Genomic DNA, 24,164 nt, shown 5'->3' with positions numbered 1-24,164 from the left:
ATTAAAGCACCTTAGCCAATGCCTCGGCTATTGATTCTCTCCAAAGTTCGTAACCAAATGGCCCTAAATGAAGTCCATCTGGTGCATATAATTTTGTCATTGGCCTACCAGATTTATCTAACATTCTTTTAAACACATTGATAAATTTCCAGTTTGCATTATACTTTATAATCTCGTTCTCAATTAAGTTATTCGTGTACTTAAATTGATCTTCCATTTGCCATCTTGCCGGACTTGGTTTGAGCGAAACAAAGAAACAAGGTATATCCCCTAAAACAACTGATACTTTGGTCATTAATTGCTGAAAAAAAATGAGAATTTCCTCAGGATGTCTTCCATCACCTAAATCATTATCTCCTGCATACACAACAAGGGCTTTAGGATGATAGTTTTGCATGACCCTCTCAAAAAACCAAGTACAAGCCGCAAGTGTTGAACCACCAAAGCCAAGATTTACCATGTTATATTCGGGAAAGTCTGCGCCTAAACCTTCCCATAACCTAATGGAAGAAGAGCCATAAAAAAGCACAGTAGGTTCATGACCCAAACTTTTGTCTATCCTTTCTATTCTTTTTATTTCTTCTTCGTACCAATACATAGGTGGTAAAAGTAAAAAAGATTTCTATATCCAATCTTAAGGCTTTGTTAAATTTAAGTTGCAGCTGAACGAAATAGATACATGTTTTCTACCTTATTAAAATGACACCCCAACCTGCAAGCCTGTTGTTAAGGATACAGGTTGATTATTCCCAAACCTAACTGGTAATGGAGCGGATAAAAACAAACTGGTGTTTTTCCCTTTCTTAATAACCTGATTAAAAACAGGCGTAAAACCAAAACGACCATTGGTTTCAAATGCCATACGCCCTATAAAGGTAAAGCCATGCTTAAAGCGAAACATTGCTCCGGGATGAAACAATACAGAACTTACTTTAGCTATGTTATGCTCAGTACGAACTACTGGCGCCACTTCAAAGCTAACTCCAAATTTATCGCTTTTTAAAATGTTCATTCCGAATGGAAAAACAACAGTATATACATTAGAGAAGTTATCATGGAAACCATCTTTGTTCCATGTGCCAATGGGATGCATGATGCTAAAATATCCAGTTATTTTTGGGTAGTTATTGACCTGTTGAGCTTTTGTAGTCAAATTTAAAATGGCAGTTAAAAACAATATTACTGCGCAACGAAACATAAATGTTCTGGTAAAAGATATAGACATGTAATTATAATTAAATAAACTTGATCAATAAACCAACAATTGCACCTATACCTATAATGTAAGGTTCTTGCAGTTTTTTAATATAAATTAAGGCAAGCATGGAGGCAATGGCAATTAAGGCAGTTGGAATATCTTTAATGGAACGCATGGCTATTACAACCACAGATCCGACTAATGCACCAATAACAGCAGCAGTAATACCTTCTACAAAAGCTTTAACACTGGCATTCTTCGCAATTTTCTTGAAAGATGGTGCTAGGGCAACAGTAAATAAATAACAAGGCAAAAAAGTTGCTAATGCAGCAACACAAGCTCCAGGAAATCCTGCAACTAGGTAACCAATAAAACCAACCGTTATTACCACAGGACCAGGTGTAATCATTGCCACGGCTACAGCATCTACAAACTGCGTTTCTGTAAGCCAACCAAACTCTTTAACAACGCCGCCATAAAGAAAAGGCACAATGGCCAAGCCGCTTCCAAAAACAAAGGCTCCCGCTTTTAAAAAGAACCAACCAATTTCATACAGTGTCTTGCCATCATAAGTCCAAAAACCAGTACTTATTAAAATGCCAGCGGGTAATGTAGCAGGTTTTTTGATCCATTGTGGCGGGGCTTTAATGAGCATATATAAAATACCACAAGCAACAAATAACAGCATCTCTTCTCTTTCTGTTATAATGGTGATGACAATACCTGTTACATAAAATACCCACAACAACCATTTAGATTTTATGGCATTTAGTTCAAATTTACTAATTGATTTGATGGTGAGTTTGTAAGCGCTAATTGCAATAATACCAATAACCGCTGCACCTACCCCATAAAATACGGCTTGCATCCATGGTAAGCCGCCATATAATTGGTAAGCCATACCCAACAGCACGACCATGATAAAAGACGGCAAAACAAAAGCAAGTCCTGTTAGTGTGGCACCTAACAATCTATAATGTACGTAACCGATATAAATACCTAATTGAGCAGCTAACGGGCCAGGTGCCAGTTGTGCCAAGGCTAAACCCTCTTTATATTCATCTTCAGTAATCCAGCTTTTCTGCTCTACTAAATCTCGTTGCATGTAGCCAACAAGAGCTACTGGACCACCAAAACCCCAAGTACCCAACTTCAGAAAATATTTGGTAAGCTGCGCAAGTGAATATGGAGGACGTGTTTTTTGTAGTTGTTCTTTCATTAAGCATTATTGTATTTAGCTACAATATTGCTTATTCTTTATAACCTATAATTGTACGGATTTAACCATTTGTATCCTTTTTACTTTTTTTTACCATTTTTTCTATAAGCAGAGGGATTTTGTCCAGTTTGTTTTTTAAATATCCTGTTAAAATGGCTTTGATCAGAAAAGCCTGTGAGATAGGCAATTTCAGTTAGTAGGTAATTTGTGGTTTCCATCAACAACATTGCTTTTTCAATACGCATCTTGCGGATGTAATCTCCAAAGGATAAATTATCAAAATACTTAGAAAATTCCCTCGACAAGTAAGCAGCATTGATTTCCAGTTCATCAGATACCTGTTGAAGGCTTAAAGACATATTCGTGTCCATTTGATCCTGTATCATCTCTTTAAGTTCCTTTGTCCATTGTGGTGCTTTTTTGGGACTGGCCACTTTCAAATATTTATGATAAACATCGAGTAATAACTGCTCTACAGGAGCTTGGGTATGCTTTTGTTGATGTAGGTGTTTTGCCCAAGTGTAAAGGCCATCGTAAACCTTTAAACCAAGTTCTAAAAGCTCTTGGTCGTTTTTAATATTTTGAGACAAACCTAAAAATATAGCAGATAATCCTGCCGCTTGAGGTGCAATATCAAGACGGTCTGTATCTGCACCTCTAATTATTGTCGCCATTCGATCTAAAGCCACATCCTTTAACTGATGCTTTTTTAAAAAATAATCGAAGGTACATTGATCAGCATAATGACTGTATTCTACACCTGGTAAATCGAAAGGTATGGCATCTAACTCCTTCGCCTTGCTCGTTACCTGCTCAAATGGCACATAAATTATCTCTGCGTCTGGATCGATAAATCGTTTAATAAGCCAAGGACAAGCAATTCGATCTATTTTAGGATGTTCACGAGTAATCCATTTCATTTCGAGAGGTTTTTGATACGAAGTTAATAATTGTTTACGAATCGTTTACCGTTTGATGCCCACCGTTTACCGATCAATGAAAAACGAACCAGATTAAAAAATAAAAAGGCCTTAGTAAAAACTAAGGCCTTTCAGTTATATTGTATTTTTACACTATTTAACGCTCTTTTCTCTTGGCCAAATGTTATCGGCCACATTAGCATCAGGGAAACGTCCATTCGGGTCAAATGTTATTTTCTTGATTTTGCGTTCGCCAAAATCCATAACTGCATTAAAGCTACGATTACCATTGAACCAAACTGATGCAGGCCAGGTTACTATTGCCGTAGTTGCGTCAATCATCTTAGCATTTGCCACTTTTTTAAGAGCTGGACCTGTTGTCTCAAATTCTACTTTTAATACCACTGGTGATGGCATTTGTCCGGCTTCATGCACAGTTACGGTTGTTTTACCTTTAACTGTTTTTACATCTTGTACTGATCCTTCTACAGTTTCTGTTGTAAATAACCAGTAATACCAAAACCACTCTAAGTCTTGGTTCAATTCATTATTCATGAAGAACATGTAATCCCATGGTGATGGATGTTTGAATGACCACGTGGCTGTGTATTTTTTCATTGCATTAATTACGGCTTCATCACCAACAATACCACCTAACATAGAAAGCATTAATGGTGTTTTTCCATAAGTCTGGAAGCTGTAACCACTACCTGCATCATTTGCACTCCACATCATTGGTGCTTCGCTTTCACTACCACTATTTCTACCATAACTTTGTCCAAGGCCATCTAAACTATAAGCTCTTTGTCTGCTATCGGCACCAGATAGAATATTCATGTATTGGTTAAAACCTTCATCCATCCATCCGTAACGAGTTTCGTTATTACCCACTACCATTGGCCACCATTGGTGGGCCGTTTCATGATCTGCTGCACCTTGGTTAGAGTTAATTACCATTGGGTATTCCATACCAGCACTTGGACCATCTTGCATGGTAAATTGAGGGAAGGGATAAGGAGCCCAAAGTTTCGAATAAAACTCTAACGCATGACGAGAAATTTGGCCAGCTCGTTCAAAGGATTTTGCTCTTTCTGGTGCATAAACCATATGAATGGGAATAGCACCCTTACCAGGAATTGTTGCTCTTGTGGCTTTCCAAATAAAGTTTTCGGCAGTTGCCCAAGCAAAATCATTTACCTTATCGGCAAGAAAATGCCAAGTTAATTTATCGCCAGGTGCAGTTGATTTACCTGGTCCTTTTTCAGACTCGCCAACAATAGTCACTTCATCATCTGAATTAAGCACGGTAGACAAACGTTGTCTGGCAGTTTCTGTTAGAACTTCTTTTGGGTTTTGGAGTACACCAGTACCACTTACAATCCATCCACTTGGTACTGTAAGGTAAACATCAAATTTACCAAAGTTGTTATAAAACTCAGATGGACCTAAATAAGGACTTGTTTCCCATCCACGTAAATCATCATATTTTGCTAGACGTGGGTACCACTGGGTAGGCTGAAAAAGTTTATCATCAAAACGTTGTGTCATTCTATGGCCCCTACCTATCGTACCACCTGGAAGTTTGGTATGCCATGCAATTTCAACCTCTACTGTTGCACCCGCTTTGATGGGATCGATCAAATTAATACTAGCTACAGTTTGCGTTAATCCAGAAACAGTTATTTTTGTAGGTGCAGCAGCGCCACTACCACCACGACCACCAAATGTAGGGGCAGCAGTAAGATCTACAGACTGACCAGCTACTTTTATGCTGGTTAAAACCATTCCATCAGTTGCTTCGGCAGGTACTGATGCACCACGTTGGGCTTCTGCACGAAAAATATTATGATCTAAACGCAGTACGATGTTTCTCAGCTCATCTTTACTATTGTTATGCACACTAATTTTTTCTGTTCCTGTAATGGTTTGGGTTGCTGGATCTAGACTAGCCTTAATGTTATAATCGGCTTCTAGTTGCCAATAATTCGGTCCAGGTTTGCCCGAAAAATCACGTGTTCCTGCAGTAAATGCCTTGCGAATGGAATTCGTCATTGGCACATCTAATCGGATTGAACGTTTTGAAGTTTCAATGCTTTTACGGATTGGAACTGTAGTTTGCTGAGCTGATGCAACGCTGGCGGTTGTCAGTAAAGCGAGAAGGGTAATTCGCATATTCATAAAATGAATGGTTAAAATTTGTGCTAAAATAGAGCTAGCTAACTTACTAAAAACTTATAAATGAAGCTAAGGCAATGTTAATTCTATCCTACTTATTACAATCTGATAAAAGCAATCAACATTGTTTCTTACTTATGGTATAGTCCAAAATAAACTTGGATTATTCGTTTTATAATAGGTAAACTTAACACCTGTTTTTTCGTTGGTTGATTCTCTTTTCTGTGGCATTTGCACTATTCCATCCAAAGGCAATAATTCAACATAACTTACTTCTTTACCGCTAACCCATGTTTCTGAATCGTATTGGCTGATTAAGGGGGTTTCTAGGCGGTAAAGATTTTTTGCCATATAGGTTTGTAAATAATATTCTTTTGTTTGCAAGGTTGAGCGATTCCAATTGGCATCAGCATTTAAAACCAATGGCATTCCTTTTATCAATCGTTCCCTCACTTCTTGTAAGCCAAGTAGATTTCCTTTTTCATCCATCACATAAGCATCAAACGTAGGATCAATCCATATCCACTTTTTTAGATTTTTAATATAAACCATATTGATGACATGGCAATCGTCGAAAACGGTTTCCCTAGGCATACACGTAATATATCTTGAAGTAATACCCATTGCTAAATAACATTCATTTAATACGGTAGCCAACATCCTACAGTTTACACCCCTATTTTCAGTTTTACAAACTTTAATCAAGTCTATTGCATTTTTAAGTGTCGGATTATTACTACTACCGTCATGTCTAATTAGGTTATGCACCCAATGCAAAAGATTAAAAACCTTAGAAAGTTCATTTCCATTACCAGCAATTGAATCTAATTTTAGATCCTTTCTAATCCTAATCAAATTAGGGTTATCCATCGACTGATAGATAAATTTTGGGATTTCACGTTTATCGGCAAGGTTATATTTCTCCGCGTTGCGAAGTGTATCTAAATAAGCAGGCGGATTTCTGTTGGGTGCTTTTGCATCATATTTCACTTGCGTTATGGCTGTATCTTTGCCATTAACTAAGATGATAAAATTATATTCACCTACTTTAGGATCAACATTAAATGAAATAGATTCTTGGTCTGTATAAAATGTTACTTTTTTGGCTGAAGTAGTATAAACATCTAGTTTTACAACCGGCTCTACTGTCCATGCATTTTTCCTCAATGGATAATTATCGTCTTTGATATCCACATGAGTGGAAGTTGCTCTAATGATTGGCAATTTCTTTTGAGCTAAAAGCGTGTTAATAGAAAATAATAGTAAGAAAGTTGTAAAAAATCTAATTTTCATATCGAGTTCAATAGTTAAACAATGTTGTTTAACATAAGACGTTCGAGATATTTAGAAGGTTGCATGAAAAGAGAATCTTATTCAAGGCCCATTCCAATTAATGTTGGGATGCTATTATCTTATTAGCTGTATACCAGCCAAACAAATATTAAAACTACGAATAAAAGACTTTATAGCAGTTATAACATTTAAATCGTCTTTTTTCTGTCCACCAAAGAAAAAGCTTAAATAAGGTTGGTCGACTAATTCTCTCAATTGTTGGTTGTTTACAATCGGGACAAACGATTTTCTCACGTGGTTTGCTAGGGGGAGTTGGGGCTTGAGACATGTTTAGAACGTTTAGGTACTGAATATATTACAATTATAATACAAAGAAACTATTTTTCTTTTAAAATAAAGTTAAATTTTAGAGAAAAATAGAATAAAATAAGACTTTTATCTTATTTTTTAGCCTAAAATTTTGTTTTCATTAAATAAATAAGAATTAATCAACTTCTAAATTCACAATTCACAACATTTAGTTAATTTTAAGTTAACATTAAAGGCATACACGTCCCTTTTAAACTCAACAACCACAACAACCAGCATTTTTTTTTCAAAATTATCTGAAATCACCTTGATTTTTCTTCATAATTTTCAAAAATCGCAACACAAACTAACATCTACCATACAAATACCAACAATTGATTCGCTTATAGGCATTTTTAACTATAAAAATATGAAAGTTTTAAACTAGCAGTTTCTACAAGTAAGATTCGTAAAATTATTGAATGCAAAAAGCCTTACATAATGCTGTAAGGCTTTTATGGTGTTCCAAGCGTTTAATATCTTATTTCATAGTAATCATTTTGAAATTATATCAATCACTGCCCCATTCTTAAACACGTCATGTGGGATAAAATAACTGCTGTTCACCTTTCCGTTAACCCTTATATCCTTCAGTGCCCTGCCTGCATTAGGCTTCTTAATGATGATTGTCTTACCATTGGAAGTCTTCCATCTTACCTCATCAAAAAGGGGAACGGTAACGAGGTACTCTGGGTCTGTGGCAGAGAATGGGTAAAAGCCTATAGCACTGAACACGTACCAAGCTGACATTTCTCCGGCGTCATCCATTCCGGAAAGTGCCAACCCATCACTACCAATGCCATACAGGTTCTCCATGATATTGTCCAAAATCTTCTGTGACTTCTCTGGCTTCCCGATAAAGTGATACGCAAAGGGTGCCTCATGGTCGGGCTGGTTACCCTGGCAATACTGGCCTATCATAGTTTCTACGTTCCTTGCTATGTAACTTGGGTTCCACGGCACGGTGAACAATGAATCAAGTTTGGATTCGAATCCCTTGGCTCCCCCGTATAATGCGATCAATCCCTTCATGTCATGCGGGGCATAGAATGAGACCTGCCAGGCATTGGCCTCCCTGTACATATATTCGTAGTAGGGAAACTGAGGGTTAAATGGGGTAATCCAGCTCCCATCCTCCAACCTGCCACGCATAAATCTTGTACTCGGATCAAACATATTCTTATAGTTATTCGATCTTGCCATTAATATCCTGTAATTAGCAGTATCTCCCAATTTTTTAGCAATCTGAGCCACTGAGTAATCGTCATAAGAATATTCAAGGGTTTTTGACACCCCAGCCTTTGCTTTAGTTTCTACATTGGGCCTGGCAACATCAGGATCAGAAATGTAGCCTTTTTGAATATACTCAGCAATATGGGGTCTTGCCCCACCTGAAATATTGGCATTCCGTAATAAAATCTGATAAGTACCTTTGATATCAAAATCATCAATCCCTCTTAGGTAGGCCCCCGCTATGGAAGAAGCACCATGATCACCATGGAAAAAGGTTGGTATGAAACCTTTTTTATCACCCACATCCTTCATAGTCTTGATCACATCGAGTGCAACCTTTGGAGAAATAAGACCTAGAAGGACGTCTTTATTCCTGTAGGTATCCCATAATGATGGTTCTGTGTAATAGGCAAAATCCGCATTGGCCACGTTCCTCTTGGCATCCGTGAACTGTCCGTTCACGTCACTCCTTAGGGCTGGCCACAAGAAAGAACGGTACAGGCAAGAATAGAGCATCTGCTTTTGTTTATCGGTACCTCCCTTTACTTGTACAGTTGATAAAAGGTCTTCCCATTTTTGAGTAGCTTCATTCCTAATCGTAATAAATGATTTGTTGCCAATTTCCTTTTCAAGGTTTTCCTTTGCATTATCGATACTTACAAAAGATAAACCTATTTTTAATTCAACAGGTCTACTAGTACCATTTTTTAGGTATGCAATGGCAAAACCTTCACGTTTGCCAACATCGGTAATATCCAATTTATCAATTGGTGTATTAATTATGGCATAAAAATAGACATTCTCGCCGCCCTGGAAACCTTGGACAACATTATTGCCAACCTTCTCTATTTTCCATGTAGACACCCTGCTGTTGGCCTTGCCCATATCAAACAGTATTTGTCTGTTGTCATTATCTTTATATTCATATTTGTGATAGCCAGCCCTTAGGGTAGATGTCAGGCTAACATTCACTTTATAATCTTCAAGGTACACTTGATAAAATCCAGGAGAGGCACTTTCATTTTTATGTGAGAACCTTGAACCAAATTTACTGCCTGGATTAGAAAGCGGTAATATTGGAATATTGCACAGATTCCAATGCCCCTTGTTGGTGTGCGTAAAGCCATAAATCATCTCATCTTCATATTCATAACCTGCGCCAGAGCCATATTCGGTCATCGGGCTCAACTGCACCATTGCATTGGGCAATGAGCTACCAGGGAAGGTTAACCCTGCCCATGACCTCCACCCGCTTGGCAGCTCATAGCCAAGTACCTTTGGGTCGGTGAGCGGCGCAGTACCAATGAATGTGTTTACAAACTTTGTGTAGGTAGTCTTTCCCTGTCCTTTGACTAGGTTTGTTGCCAACGATATTACCAGCAAAAGGCTTAAAACTCTTTTATAATCGGTTTCCATGTGTTTATATTAAAATAACTAACATTAAAAATAATGTGCTAACTATTAGTGTTTTCTTTAAAAAATGCAATTCATAAATGGTTTTACTAAAAGGTTTTATTAACTTGTAGCTACTAACGCTCTTTTTTACTAATGCTAGATAATTTGATTATTTACAAATAACCTCATGTTGTAAACAAGCTGCTTGTAAAAATGATGTTTTTATCAAATAGTGCCTAACTAATTAGAAAAAAGAAGTGAGAATGGACAATCAATCAAACCCCCTTTCATTAATTCCACTGAGTCAAACCCCTGCATCTTCGCATGCAGCAAATACCAAAACTATACTCTTGGTTGAAGATGATTTTGAACTTTCTAGCTTACTAAAACAGCTATTTGAAAAAGAATATGTCATTTACGAAGCAAAGGATGCAGATTCGGCGATGTCCATTGCCTTAGAAAAAAATCCAGATCTTATCATTAGTGATACATTGATGCCAGAAATGAATGGCGTGGACTTCTGTAAATTAATAAAGCAGACTTTTGCAACTAGCCATATCCCATTTATACTGCTTTCAGGTAAAGACACGTTAGATTCAAAACTTGAAGGCTTAAGGGCTGGGACAGATTTTCATTTTGCTAAGCCTTTAAGCGCTGAGCTTCTAACCTTAACCATCAAAAACATCTTTTTACAACAACAAAAATTAAAAGAACGATATACAGATCATTACCTTGCAGATCATACTGAACTTGTTTGCTCTGAAAAGGGTAACATCTTTGTAAATAAGCTTTTAGAAATAATTGAGAAACATATTGACAGTGAGGATCTGGGCGTAGAATTCTTATGCAATCACCTCTTCATCAGCAGAACAAAATTATATCAAAAAATTAAAAGCTTTACTAATCAATCAGTAGGTGAGTTTGTAAGGACAGTTAGGTTAAAAAAAGCCATTCACATCATGACCCATGAAGATGTAACCATCTCTGAGGTTGCTGAACGTATTGGTTTACCAAATGTGTCTAATTTTTCAAGGTTCTTCAAAAAAGCGCAAGGAAAATCACCATTACAATTTATCCAATCGTTAAAAAAACAAACACCTACCAAAACTTGGTCATACCTCATCATGAATAGTTACTTTTTAAACTTTTGTATCCTATTAGAATAGCTATTTATATTAAATAAGTAAATTCATCATCTTTTACTAGGTCATGACTAACATCATCTCTTTGGTATTATTTTAAGAGATGTGGTTTTTCATTGTACACTTTCCACAAGAACTCACCAAACAATGTATTTGCCCAAGCGAACCAACTCCTAGTAAAATTCTTAGGATCATCCTTATGGAAACTCTCATGCATAAATCCCTTTCCTGCATGAGTGCTCTTTAACATTGCAATGCATCTTTTTATCTCTGTATCACTAACGGAGGTTAAGCCTTGCATGGTAATCGCCATAGGCCAGATCATATCTGCACCAACGTGTGGTCCACCTAAGCCTTCAGCAGCAGTTCCTTTGAAAAAATAAGGATTATCGGTAGACAGGATGAATTTCCTCGTGTTCCTATAGATTGGGTCATCAACTTTTAGGGCGTCAAGATACGGTAGCGACAACAAACTCGGAACGTTGCTGTCATCCATCATATAGGCACTTCCAAAACCATCAACTTCAAATGCAAACATCGTTCCGAACTGAGGATGGTTCTTGGTCGCATATTTTTGGAGTGCCGCATCAACCTCAGTGGCCAATGCCTTTAGCTTACCTGCCAGAACAGTATCGTTGTGCAGGGCAACCACCATTTCTGCTGCCTGCCTAAGGCTACCCACTGCAAAAAAGTTAGACGGAATTAAAAATGGATAAACTGTTGCGTCGTCACTTGGACGAAAGGCAGAACAAATCAGGCCCACGGGCTTAACAGGAAAACCATAACCATTCATAGGTAGCGAATCCGTAGGTTGTGTGGTTTGTCGCTGAAAGCGATATGGGCCTTTACCAGTCTTGCGTTGCTGTTCTATAAATGTTTGCAGGGTAGCTTCTATCGCTTTTTTCCAGTTGGCATCAAACGGCGCCTTATCCCCAGTTTTTTTCCAGTAGTTATAGGCAAGTCGGATTGGATAACACAAGGAATCAATTTCCCACTTGCGCTCATGAACACCTGGTGTCATTGCTGTCCTGTCACTTTTCCATTCCCCCACCTTGTTGGGATCGTTGTAAAAGGCATTTGCATAAGGATCCTTTAAGATATATTGGGTCTGCCGATTGATCACGCCTGCAATTAAGTCCTTTATCTTTTGCTCCTCGTTTACGAACTGCAAGTAAGGCCAAACCTGCGCTGAGCTGTCGCGCATCCACATGGCATCAATATCGCCCGTAATTACATAGGTATCTGGCTTGCCATTTTGTAGGCTATAGGTTACCGTGGTATCCAATGTATTGGGAAAGCAATTCTCAAATAGCCAGCCCAATTCCTTATCGGCAACATTTGCCTTAAAGGTCTCAATGGCCTTATCCACTGCAACACTCCTGAAATGGCGCTTTGCTGACTCGACCCTAACCACTGGAAAATCTGGCAATGCTGCAAACGACCATTTTGAGGCCAGTACCCCAGCTCCAAGCAGGCCTGTATTCTGTATAAATGTTCTTCTTTTCATGTTAAGTTTGGTATATGGTTTTACATGGTTCTAATTTTCTTTGTTTTTCTTGGTATCCAAGTTCCAGCTACTTGCCGCACCAATGAGCGGGGCATATTCATTTAATGAAGTGGCCTTAACAATGGTATTAAGGTGAAACGCTTCTAAATTGCCAATTAAATGTGGTGCAAATAAGTGAAATGATTTTGAAATATTTCCACCTAGTACAACAATGTCTGATTTATTGGCGTTGATAAAGTCTACCAAAAAATGGCCAAGCGCACGGCCAAATTCATTAAATACCTGCCTTGCAAATGGATCTATCTTTACTATATCAACTAATTCCTTTACACCAACAACTTCCTCTCCTGTTAATGTTTTATATTTATTTACGAACCAACGGGTTGACAGGTAGTCTTCCGCTATGCCTCCAAGGAAGCTGGAATTCCAGAGGTCTGCATCTTTTGCTATCCCGTTAACGGCAATGGCAGAGCCAAGTCCTGTACCCAATGTTAATCCTAATGCATTCTGGTAACCTTTTGCTGCTCCGCAACACACTTCGCCTTGCATGAATGCAGTTGCATCATTCATGAACCTCATATCTGATGGCTTGATCGCTAATCTCTTGGCAAGTTCTTTCTTGATGTCTACTTGATAAAGTGCCTTAAATTTATCCTGGTTCTTAATTAGGGAAATCCCATTTCCATAATCAAATGGACCTGGAAAGGCAATGCCAATTTTCTTTTCACTGTCTATAACATTTCCAAAAGCTGCATTGATAACCTCGCACCATACGGTTAAAATCTCTTCTTGGCTCCCCCCAGAATTGACCGCACTGCGCTTTATAGAGTCATGAATTAACGTACCTGTTTCTAAATCTACCAAAGCCGCAGTTATATGTGAACCACCAATATCTATACCTAAAACGTTACGTTTTTCCATTTTTGTATTATACTATTAATAACCACTTAAAACTTTTACTTAGTTAAGGAAAACGGTTTATCCTCTTTATTTAAACCTCTATTAAAATTAGGCTTATCATCCATTTCTAATTTTAGGACACCACCGTTTGTAATATCTTTATGTGTTAAAAAATTAAGAGAATAAGATTTTCCGTTTAAAGTTGCAGATTTGATATAAACATTGTTTTTATCGTTTGCAGGGGCGTCAACAATAAACTTTTTTCCATTCTCTAGCGTAAGCGTAATTTTTTTAAATAAAGGGCTTCCGAGCACATACTCTCCAGTGCCCGGTGTTACGCTATAAAAGCCCAAGGCGCTTAATACATACCAAGAGGAGGTCTGGCCCTGGTCTTCATCGCCAGGATAACCGTTTTCAGTTGCATTATATAATTTGCGCATTACCTCTCTAGCATAAAACTGCGATTTCCAAGGCTGATTGGCATAATTATAAAGATAAACCATATGTTGTATAGGTTGATTTCCGTGAGCGTATTGTCCCATATCTGCAATAACCATCTCCGTCATTTCGTGAATCATACCACCATATGTTCCTACTTTTACCTTGTTCGGTTCAGAAAAAACCGAATCTAGTTTGGAAGTAAATTTGTTATTACCACCTACTAAATCAATCAAGCCTTTGGTGTCATGAAAAACAGACCATACCCAATGCCAAGCATTTCCCTCGGTAAAGGGACCGCCCCATTCTATTGGATCAAAGTTTGAAGACCATTTCCCTTCTGCATCTTTTCCTCTCATGAACTTTGTAGATGGATCGTAAACATTACGGTAATTATACATCTGACGGCCAAAAATATCTTTATAAAATGTATTATCCGTTAAGCTAGCTAACTGATAGCCACAATAATCATCATAAGCATATTCTAAAGTTTTTGCCGTTGCCTCTCTATATTTTGGATAAGGAACATACCCTAACTGAAAATATTCCTTCCAGCCATCTCTGCCATTTGCTGGCCCCCAAGGACCTTTGTTTGTGGCTTCATGATAATAAGCATCTAAAGCTTCCTTCGGGTCGAAAGTTCTAATTCCCTTTACCCAAGCGTCTGCGAGTAGAGAAATTGCATGATTACCAATCATACTTCCAGCTTCGCTAGGAAAAGACCAAGAAGGTAGCCAACCACATTGTTTATAGGCATCAAGCATGGCCTGCATATACCTTCCCTGCATTTCGGGATGTAACAAAGTGTTTAATGGAAATTGTGCCCTAAAGGTATCCCAAAACCCAGTGTCGGTAAACATATAGCCTTCATGAATTTTGCCATCATAAGGGCTAAAATAATAAGGCTTTCCATTTTTATCTATTTCATAAAATTTTCGAGAAAATAAGCTCGCCCTAAAAAAACAAGAATAAAAAGTCTCAATGTCGGCTTCTGTTCCTCCTTCTACCAATACTTTTCCTAATGATTTGTTCCAAACTTCCGCTGCTTTGGCTTTGGTTTGCTCTAAATTTTTATCCAAACCAAGTTCGCTTTTTAAATTTAGCTCTGCTTGTTCTAAACTGATATAGGATGATGCAATTTTTGCCTGAACTTTTACACCTGCTTTAAACTCTATATAGGCTCCTTTACCAAAACCTTCTGTGGCAATGGAATCGGCATTAATCTTATTTGTTTTATTTTCCCAGGTTCCATAACCCTTAATTGCCTGATCAAACTTAATAACAAAATAACTTTTCCAGCCTCGTTTAAAACCTTCTCCATTATTTACCCAACCCATTATTTTATTTTCTTTCGGGAATATTTGAACACCACTTAATCTGGTATAACCATCTAAAACCAAGAAACTTTTTTTACCTGCGGGGTATGAAAATCGAATGTGCGCTCCGCGTTCTGTGGGCGATATTTCTGTTGTGATTTGATTATCAAATGTAACTTTATAATAATTTGGCTTAGCTATTTCATTAGTATGGCTAAATTTTGCTTCCCTGTCATTTTCATTTACAACTAATTTATCAGACATTGGCATTAGCGAAAATACAGCGTAATCCCTCGTCCATGAACTGCATTGGTGTGCCTGCTGAAACCCTCTAATTTTGTCCTTAAAATATTGATATTTCCATCCATCTCCATTTCTGCCAGTTTGTGGTGTCCAAGTATGCATCCCAAAAGGTAAAGCTGTAGTTGGATACGTATTCCCTCTGGTTAATTCGTGTTTAGAATTAGTTCCTTGTAAAGTATTTACATAATTAACTAAATCTTTTTCTTGTGCCATTAGCTGGCTTAACAAGCAAAAAGTAAATAATAGGGTTAGTTTAAGTTTCATGTTGTGTGTTATGTGTGTTTACCAATTGATGTTTACGTTTACGCCCTCACTGTAATTATCAAAACTTAATAGCAGAGTTTTAGAATTTTCATCCCATTCATTTTTAAGTATCGATAAGTCTTTATCGCCCAATTTTAAAGTAATTTGATTAGGTTTTTTAGGCAATAAAATCCGCATGGCGTTTATTGTTTTAGCTGGGCTTCTAATTAAAAAAGTATAACTATTTTTTGTGATAACAGTAGCTCGATCCTCTAACCTACCTGCTGCTGCTAAAACTTGTGGTGTTTTTTCATCTGTTACTTTTGCAACATCAAAAAGATATGCCTGTGTATTAGGTTGTATTGTTTTTGTTTTTAAAATAGGTAGTTCTGGATTAAATAAATCGATGAAAGTTCCATTTAAGGTTAATGGATTTTTGTTCTCATTTTCATCTAAAACCGCAGCAATAACAAATGGCCCACGTGCTAATACAAAGTTATTTTTAGAAATTAATTTTCCTGCTTTTGCATCTGTTTCATAAGCTGACTTAACATTTGCGAAAAATTCAGCATCACCATTGGTTTGCATAATTAGTTCTTTGGGATCTTTCCTTACTAAATAGACTTTCCCTTTTCCAACTTGATATTTTGTCTCGCCTTCTTTTTCGGTTAATCTCAACAAACCAAAAAGATGTTCGGATGGCGCATTGAAAGTACTTCCATCCGTATTCCACCATTCTTTTACGTTTTGAAAAGGATCTGTATCTTTTCCGTAATATAAAAGTACGCCACCATTTTTAACCCATTTCGTTAACTCTTTATGATAATCTGCCGATAAAGGCTTCATATTGGCATAACTCATGATTAACACTTTAATGTCTTTTAGTGTATTTACATTTGCTAGGTTTTCAATGTGTACGGTTTCAACCGGAATTCCTTTTTTTAGTAATGGAATTACCATTCCGTAAAAGTTAGAAAGCTGCGGATCATCATACCCTGCGTGTGTGGGAAAACGTTGAAACATCATAGAGTTAGCTAACAAAACACCAATACCATGGCTGCCATTAATTACATTTTTAGATAATGGCATTTGGTTCAAAGAGTTAACCATAACCTGCATTTGAGTGGCATAAGCCGGCGAGATACCTTGCTTTTCTTTTTGTCCTTCTACAACAAACTTACCTCTGTAAATTCTATTGGGCCAAGGCATTACTTCATAATTATTTACCATTGGATACAACAATTGCGCAGTAAATGTTGCTTGATAATTCACCTTATAATCATCCCATGATTTTGCCCTATCTTCAATCGGATCGGTTAAAAAGAAGAGTTTTCTACCGGTTGGGGCTGTCATCGAAACCATTGAACCATATTCTAGAAAAGCATTTTCGAAAACACGTTCTTTCTTAATTCCATTATAAAAAACCGGCTCTCTAGACGTTCCCGTCCACACCTGTGCGATGTAACCGTCCATACCTTCCAAATTTGCCAAGCTAGCTTCTGGACTTACGATTTGCCAAGATGAATAATTGATTAAAGAATGAGTAGGCACGTAACATTTTACTCTTTTCCCTTTGCTCTCACTATAAGTTTTAATATAAGTGAAAACATCTTTTAAGGCATTAAAATAGAGCTGGTATTTGAGTTTTGAAGATAAATAAGTAGCCTCTGGCGATTCATGTTGTGCCATCCATGGGAAGCCGTAATACTTTTGCCATTCTTTTTTAAATGCTTCGCCATAACCAGCCCTTGCCCAAAACTCTGGTTCTTCTAAATAAATTGCAGTAACACCAGCATCAATTGCTCGTTTTACATGGGTTTTCATATAGGTTAAAAAGTTAGCGGATGGAACAATGTATGGCACATTTTCGCCGTGCCAAATGGTTTCGCCATTACGCATCACCTGCCCCTCATCCAAATGATTTTTCCCGTCCCATTCTCCCAAGAAATAATCCTTGTATTGCCCCCAAGCGATACCTGTCATGAATTGAACCTCGTAACCTTTGTCGCGATAGCTTTTTACTCTTTCTTCAAATTTCCCTCCATCATCATTTATGCCATAAACCATTGCAATATCCGCTCGTACATCATAATCTGCACTCCAAGGTGCTGATGCCTGAAAAGAAGTTTTTTCTTTAGGTTTTACCTGCGAAAACGCCTCACCATGAGCAAATAGGATGAAGGCCGAAGCGACTAATAAGTTTCTCGTTTTCATGATCTACTAATTAGTTGAAATAAATAACTGCATTAAAGCGACTGCACTGCTTGATTCATAAGATTGAACAACACCTGATGGGCAAGCAATTTTGTAATTCCTATGCATGATTCCACGAGTTTGATCACGATTGTTCCAGGCGGTATTGGCATTAAATATTGCCCATTTAGCATAATCAGTAGTTGGTGCCACCTTTACTAGTTCCGCTAAATACTGCGCAAAAATAGATTTTAAAACCCCTTGTTCATTCCAGTCTCCCTCTGCTGGCAAAATGCCATTTGCATCGCTCATTGTTGCCTTTGTATAATTGGCAACCAATTTTGCATCATCTAAATAACTTTGGGTATTTGTTTGTTTGTAAAGCAAAACCGCAGCACCTATAAAAGTTCCTTGGTTGTAAGTATAATCTTCGAAACCAGGATTATTATTGCCCACTTTATGATCTGCAACCCTACCTTTCGAAATATCAAGTAAATTATCCCTAGACCAAGCATAAATACTTTTCGCTTTAGTAAAATAAGCTTCATCATTAGTAATTTTATACAGTTTCATTGCAGCAATAACGGTAGGGTAATTAATGCAAGCATTTTTTCCGCTATGCTGAAAATCCCAAAACATCCCACCTTTTACAGGATCATAAGCACCATTCCAAACCCTAGTGAAACCGCTTTTTGCCTTATCTAGATAAACCGTATTTCCTGTAATTTCATAGGCTTTGGTTAATGAAATTATCCACCACATCATGTCATCGTAAATAAACCATTCAGTGGTGTTATCCCAATTGTAACCATCGTAGCGTTTAAAACCACCCTCATAAATATCATTGATTAACTTTAGGTAACCAGCATCTTTTGTACGTTCGTAGGCATTCATCGCCATATCCCAGTAAATTGCCTGTGTCCAAATTGCAGCTATACCTTTTTTCTCAGTTGTGCTGTAGTAAAGTTTATCAGCTGGGCTGTAATAAGTTGTGTTAAAAGAATTATATGCTGTTGTAGCGTCAGCTGATGTATAGTTTTTAATAGTGGTAACTGGCGGAATAGGATTTGGGCTAGATTCCGTACCTTTCTTTTTACTACATGAACCTATAACCAATAAAAACAAACTTAAGGCAAGGATAGATTTATTAACTAAAAACGAACGAGTGGTAGTATTATGATTTTCCATGAAATACTGTAAATGGTAAGTATTAAGGCAAGGCTACATCCTACAAATAGGATGTAACCAAACCTGAATTGTTGTTAACATTGGGGATTTTTATCTTACCAACCTGGATTTTGAACCATCAAATTATCCGAATTCACATCTTTTGATGGGATTGGGAATAAATAATGTCTCTTAGTAAACACCCTTGTTTCGAAAGGAACTACCGTTAAAAAATCAGGTAGGTTCTTTGTAATGCTTAAGCCGTAAATTGGACCATTGTCTGTGGTTTCAGCAATTTTCCATCGTCTGGTATCGAAGTATCTTACGTTTTCAAAAGAAAGTTCTGCACGACGTTCTTTTCTAATGGCAATACGCATTGTAGCTTGATCTGCCGGTATAGGAATCTGCCCCACACCTGGTCCATATTGAGGAATACCGGCTCGTTCACGGATGAGGTTTAAATATTTTACAATATCAGCATCACCTGGAGTAGATTCATTTAGTGCTTCTGCATAATCTAAAAATACATTAGCCACACGATACAAAATTACTGGTCGGTTACCAATATTCCAGTTACCTAAGCCCATGAATTTTCTAACAATATAACCAGTAACTGAATAATCATTACCACCTGTAGCTTTGCCAGAATTACCATTATTATTTAATTCTGTTATTATCTGTCCGAAGTTAGTATTTAACCAAATACTGTTATGGTAAGTAATGTTTACATAAAAACGTGGCTCACGATTTACCCATTGGTTATAAGTACTTGTGGCAGCTGGTGCGCCAACAGGCTGATAATTGGTAAAACCAGATGTTACATAACCAGACGATGGATCATCAATACTACGTCCGTTTGCCATAAAATAAGCATCAACCTGATTTTGTGTAGCTGCCAAACCTCCAGAACCTCTAGTTTCTGAATTCTTACCGCTGTGATATGGTGTTAACTCATATTGCCTAGATCCAATAGCAGACTCGATACGTGTCATGATAATCTCGCTATTAAAGTTATCTAAAAACACATCACGACAAGATAAATAAGGATTTAAAACACCATTAGTATTTTTTCTGTATAAATCATAAGTACCTGGAATAAACTGAGCGATATATGCTTTGTAAGCATCTGAAGCTCTTTTCCATTTAGAAGCATCAAAAGCTTGACTAATTAATTGTTTGCCATCTTTATTTTTTAATGTAGCTAAATCTGTATTTCCATTGTATAACGGACTTGCAGCCAATAAATAAGCTTGCAAACGATATGACAAAGCCATTCCTTTTGTAATTCTTCCTACTTGGGTATCACTAGAAGGTGTAGTCGGCAAGTTAGCCGCAGCAGCCTCTAATTCCGAAGCAATATAATTGATACACTCATCAAAACTACTACGAGGTAAATGGATACTTTCTGCAGGAGCATCTGCTTCAATTACATCATCACCTAATATTACAACTGGCCCATACATACGTACCAAATAAAAATAGTACATCGCTCTTAAGGCCCTTGCCTCGTTTTTATACTGAACAATTAATTGAGGAGTAATATCTTGGGTAACCTTATCAATATTTGCCATAAAGAAACTTGCAGAGCGGATTCCCCTATAAAAGTTATTCCAATAATCATTTACGAAACCAGTATTGGCATCCCAGCTTCCTATGTTTACATTATTGCCTTGGTTAAAACCCCAAACATATTCTGCCTCATCAGATGCACTTGTCCAAATCCCTGCATTTCTTCCAGTATTCGGATTTCTTTGATCATATTCATCAGGAATGCGACTGTAAACGTTATTTAGGAATTTTTCGGCAGTTGTTCTATTGGTAAAGGTTTCATCAAGCGTTAACCTATCATTAGGTACTTGATCAAGGAAACCCTTTTTACATGATGTAACCAATGTTAAACTAGCTACAAATGCGATATAAATATATTTTTTCATGATTAAATAGATTAGAATTTAAGGTTTAAGCCTAAAGACAAGGTGGTTGATAACGGGTACTTAGATCCATTAGCTCTACCGCCTGTATTTAACTCTGGATCCCAAAGATCCCATTTACTAAATGTTAAAAGATTTGAGCCAATTAAATAAACAGCTGCATTTTTTAAGTATAACTTTTTAGCAAATGTTGTCGGAAGATTGTAACTAATTTGGGCACTTTTTAGCCTCAAGAAATTTACATCTTTAACCCACCATGAACTTTCTAAAGTGTTGTTGGTATTATCGGCTTCACCATAAGCTAAACGAGGATAAAACGCATCTTGTCTTGGGTTTGTAGGCGTCCATCTGTCTGTTGCAATTGCATAGGCATTACTTAAACCGCCACCTCCATTAAATGGAAATATACCTGAACCACCTAACATGATATCAGCATTGCCAACTCCCTGAAATAGCGTGCTGATTGCAAAGCCTTTATAAGACGCAGTAAAGCCAAATCCATAAACATTATTTGGAACATCGCCTCTACCAATTCTGGTTTTATCATAATCATTAATTAATCCATCCCCATTTAAATCTGCATATTTAATATCACCCGGTTTAATGCTCGCTTTTGAACCAGGTGTTGCACTTGCATCAATTTCTGCTTGGTTATCAAACAACTTCTGAGCTACATAACCATAACGAGAAAGAATGTTATCACCAATTCTACTCATCCATGGATAGGGTTGTGCGGGGCGATCATCATTAATTAACTTATCTTGATTATAAGTATAGGTTCCACGTAAACCGATATCCACCTTGCCTACTTTAAAATTATACTCTAAAGTTGCATCAAAACCACGATTATCAACTTGACCCAAATTACCAAACGGCTGATTTGTTAGTCCTACATAACCAGGAATGGACTGACGTTGCAAGAAAATGCCTGTACGCTGCTCTTTAAATAAGTCGAATATTAAGTATAAATTATCTTTTAAGGTCCTAATTTCTATACCCAAATCCTGTTTTCTAGATTCTGCCCATCTCACATCAATACCATAATCAGTAACATTAATACCACCAGTATTTAAGAAGTTCTTACCCAATTGGTAACCAGTCGCGTTATCTGCTACTAAGGTTAGGTAAGCGAATCTTCTGCCGTTGATGCTACCAATACCGGTTTTACCATCAGAATATCTAAACTTTAAGAAAGAGATGGCATTTTTTAATGGTTCCCAGAATTTTTCGTTAGACGGAATCCATCCAATACCAAAAGCAGGGAAAGAACCATACCTGTCTGACTTTGCAAATAATTCAGATCCATTATAACCAAAGTTTACCTCCGCGAAATAACGATCATCATAAGAATATGTGGCACGAGCTGCTAAACCTACTTGCCTTTCTGGAATTGATGATGTAAAATCACCTGCGAAAGGATTGATATAATCTTGCGTATATCCAAGAATTAATCCCCCAACGCGATGTTTCCCAAAAGATCTATCGTAGTTTAGGGCAGCCTCTGTGTAAAATTTGCGATTACCACCTCTTGCTGGATCAAAACTTAAATAATTACCCGGACTTGTATAGGTTTGAACCAAGTTCAAGCTTCCATCTGGTTTATATGGAGAACTAGTTCCAGTTACATTTTGAATAAAATACGTGCTTTCCCTTTTTGATCTTCGAATGCTATTTGAGTTATTAACATCAAAAGCTACCATTGCCGTGGCGTTTAAACCTTTTATTAAATCTTCTAAACTTTGTGTTAAACGTAAATTAGAATATAATTGAGTTGCAAATTCGGTTCTGTAACCTCTTCTTGTTAAATCTGCATACGGATTACGAAACCCACCATTGGAACTTTTACCAGGAACAGAGCCATTTGGATAAATTTTTGGATATTCTACTGAAGAAACATCTAGAGCAGATCCAAAAATACTCTCAGTGGTTTCACCAGGGTAGTTTCCATTGGAGGCATAACCCTGTAAACCCAAATCTAATTTTGTTGTACCTGTTAATTTTAAATTTAAATTACTGGTAAAATTATACCTTTTAAAATCCAGCTTAGAGTTGTACTGACTTAAATCATCAGTTTTCAAGAAACCGCTTTCATTATAATAGGCCAATGAAACATAATATTGTGCATTATCAACCCCTCCACTTGCATTTAAATTTGCTCTTCTATTGCGACTGTATTTATTGAACAATTCATCCATCCAATTTACATTTGGATAAACTAATGGATCTACACCAGATGCGGTATTATTGATATAGTCTTGCGCATATTTTGGCGCTTGCCCCCTACCAACCAAAGCCTCATTAGCTAAGTTCATGTAATTTACTCCATCAAGCATTTCAGGCTTTTTGGTAAATGTACTTACGCCTTCATTATAATCGAAAAAGATGGTTGGCTTACCTACTTTACCGGTTTTTGTCTTTACTATAACCACACCGTTAGCACCTCTAACACCGTAAACCGCAGTTCCTGATGCATCTTTTAATACCGTGAATGATTCAATATCCTCTGGGTCTATGTTACTGATGTTTCTCTCTACACCATCTACCAGAATTAAAGGAGAACTTGAGCCTCCACCGAAAGTTGCTATACCCCGGATCCAAATATCTGCTGCACTTCTTCCTGGCTCGCCACTTCTTTGCACACCAACTACACCGGCAATTCTTCCCGCTAATGATTGTGTAATACTCGCAACGGGCTGTTTTAGTTCTTTTGCATTAATGGTAGACTGTGCTCCAATCAATGATACTTTACGCTGAGTACCAAAACCTACAACCGCAACTTCTTCTAAAGCGCTACTTGTAGGTTTTAAACTAATTGTAATATTTTTTTGAGTTCCTACTGTTACTTCTTGAGTTTCATATCCTACATAAGTGATAATTAAAACAGAACTTTCTGAAGGAGCAGTAACGGAGAAACTGCCATTAACATCGGTTGCTACAGTGGTTAACGTTCCTTTAACTTTTACACCTGCTCCTGGAATAGGTGCTCCCGTCTCATCTTTCACAATACCTCTAATTACAACATCAGCTGTATAATTTCTCAGTAAATTGTTTGACGGCTTCAGTTCGTTTGCAATCTTAGCATCTGCTGATGCATTTAAAGCCAAACAAACTACCATGGAAAAAGTGCCAATCTTAACGGCCCCTCTCCTCATCATCAGCTTTCGCGGATTGAATCTAGTAATCTTTGTGTTCATATTTTTATGTTTATAGTTGGTTGTTTTTCTTGATTTTTCGAGATTGTTG

The 24,164-nt window shown here is 37.3% G+C and carries 15 protein-coding genes; 1 reads left to right on the top strand and 14 read right to left on the bottom strand.

The window, feature by feature from the left end:
- Position 1: 1 nt before the first annotated feature.
- The 7 genes from EZ428_RS12610 to EZ428_RS12580 all read right to left on the bottom strand — a co-directional run bounded on the left by EZ428_RS12610 (position 2) and on the right by EZ428_RS12580 (position 9,802).
- Positions 2–598, bottom strand: coding sequence for a GDSL-type esterase/lipase family protein (locus tag EZ428_RS12610; protein WP_131553531.1), 597 nt, complete (start codon positions 596–598; stop codon positions 2–4).
- 96 nt (positions 599–694) lie between these two features.
- Positions 695–1,198, bottom strand: a complete 504-nt coding sequence (locus EZ428_RS12605; protein ID WP_131553530.1) for a hypothetical protein — start codon at positions 1,196–1,198, stop codon at positions 695–697.
- A gap of 37 nt (positions 1,199–1,235) precedes the next feature.
- Complete coding sequence (locus EZ428_RS12600) at positions 1,236–2,417, bottom strand: chromate transporter (RefSeq protein ID WP_131553529.1); 1,182 nt, start codon at positions 2,415–2,417, stop codon at positions 1,236–1,238.
- A gap of 80 nt (positions 2,418–2,497) precedes the next feature.
- Entirely contained in the window at positions 2,498–3,337 is an 840-nt protein-coding gene (locus EZ428_RS12595) for a chromate resistance protein ChrB domain-containing protein (RefSeq protein ID WP_131553528.1), read from the bottom strand.
- Between the two features lie 153 nt (positions 3,338–3,490).
- Positions 3,491–5,515: a M1 family metallopeptidase gene (locus EZ428_RS12590; RefSeq protein WP_131553527.1), complete on the bottom strand. Its 2,025-nt coding sequence runs from the start codon at positions 5,513–5,515 to the stop codon at positions 3,491–3,493.
- A gap of 132 nt (positions 5,516–5,647) precedes the next feature.
- Entirely contained in the window at positions 5,648–6,805 is a 1,158-nt protein-coding gene (locus EZ428_RS12585; RefSeq protein WP_131553526.1) for a transglutaminase-like domain-containing protein, read from the bottom strand.
- 843 nt (positions 6,806–7,648) lie between these two features.
- A complete protein-coding gene (locus EZ428_RS12580; protein ID WP_131553525.1) occupies positions 7,649–9,802 on the bottom strand; it encodes a GH92 family glycosyl hydrolase in 2,154 nt (717 codons plus the stop codon).
- 242 nt (positions 9,803–10,044) lie between these two features.
- On the opposite strand from EZ428_RS12580, the gene EZ428_RS12575 reads away from it, so the two are divergent.
- Positions 10,045–10,947 carry a response regulator gene (locus EZ428_RS12575; protein ID WP_131553524.1) on the top strand — a complete coding sequence of 301 codons (903 nt, stop codon included), beginning with the start codon at positions 10,045–10,047 and terminating at the stop codon, positions 10,945–10,947.
- Between the two features lie 67 nt (positions 10,948–11,014).
- Here EZ428_RS12575 and EZ428_RS12570 read toward each other — a convergent pair whose 3' ends face one another.
- The 7 genes from EZ428_RS12570 to EZ428_RS12540 all read right to left on the bottom strand — a co-directional run bounded on the left by EZ428_RS12570 (position 11,015) and on the right by EZ428_RS12540 (position 24,115).
- Positions 11,015–12,430 carry a glycoside hydrolase family 125 protein gene (locus tag EZ428_RS12570; protein ID WP_131553523.1) on the bottom strand — a complete coding sequence of 472 codons (1,416 nt, stop codon included), beginning with the start codon at positions 12,428–12,430 and terminating at the stop codon, positions 11,015–11,017.
- Positions 12,431–12,460: 30 nt separating this feature from the next.
- Positions 12,461–13,351 (bottom strand): ROK family protein, encoded by an 891-nt coding sequence (locus tag EZ428_RS12565; RefSeq protein WP_131553522.1) that lies wholly within the window; start codon positions 13,349–13,351, stop codon positions 12,461–12,463.
- 35 nt (positions 13,352–13,386) lie between these two features.
- Entirely contained in the window at positions 13,387–15,651 is a 2,265-nt protein-coding gene (locus EZ428_RS12560) for a GH92 family glycosyl hydrolase (RefSeq protein WP_131553521.1), read from the bottom strand.
- A gap of 18 nt (positions 15,652–15,669) precedes the next feature.
- Positions 15,670–17,844, bottom strand: a complete 2,175-nt coding sequence (locus EZ428_RS12555) for a hypothetical protein (RefSeq protein WP_131553520.1) — start codon at positions 17,842–17,844, stop codon at positions 15,670–15,672.
- Between the two features lie 6 nt (positions 17,845–17,850).
- The gene (locus EZ428_RS12550; RefSeq protein WP_131553519.1) at positions 17,851–19,011 is read right to left on the bottom strand and encodes a glycoside hydrolase family 76 protein; all 1,161 of its coding nucleotides are present in this window, start codon (positions 19,009–19,011) and stop codon (positions 17,851–17,853) included.
- Between the two features lie 95 nt (positions 19,012–19,106).
- Positions 19,107–20,924: a RagB/SusD family nutrient uptake outer membrane protein gene (locus tag EZ428_RS12545; RefSeq protein ID WP_131553518.1), complete on the bottom strand. Its 1,818-nt coding sequence runs from the start codon at positions 20,922–20,924 to the stop codon at positions 19,107–19,109.
- A gap of 11 nt (positions 20,925–20,935) precedes the next feature.
- Positions 20,936–24,115, bottom strand: coding sequence for a SusC/RagA family TonB-linked outer membrane protein (locus EZ428_RS12540; protein WP_131553517.1), 3,180 nt, complete (start codon positions 24,113–24,115; stop codon positions 20,936–20,938).
- Between the last annotated feature and the right edge of the window lie 49 nt (positions 24,116–24,164).

It is taken from the genome of Pedobacter frigiditerrae, from assembly GCF_004331645.1.
Taxonomy (GTDB): Bacteria; Bacteroidota; Bacteroidia; order Sphingobacteriales; family Sphingobacteriaceae; genus Pedobacter; species Pedobacter frigiditerrae.
This window is presented reverse-complemented; position numbering and strand designations above follow the sequence as displayed.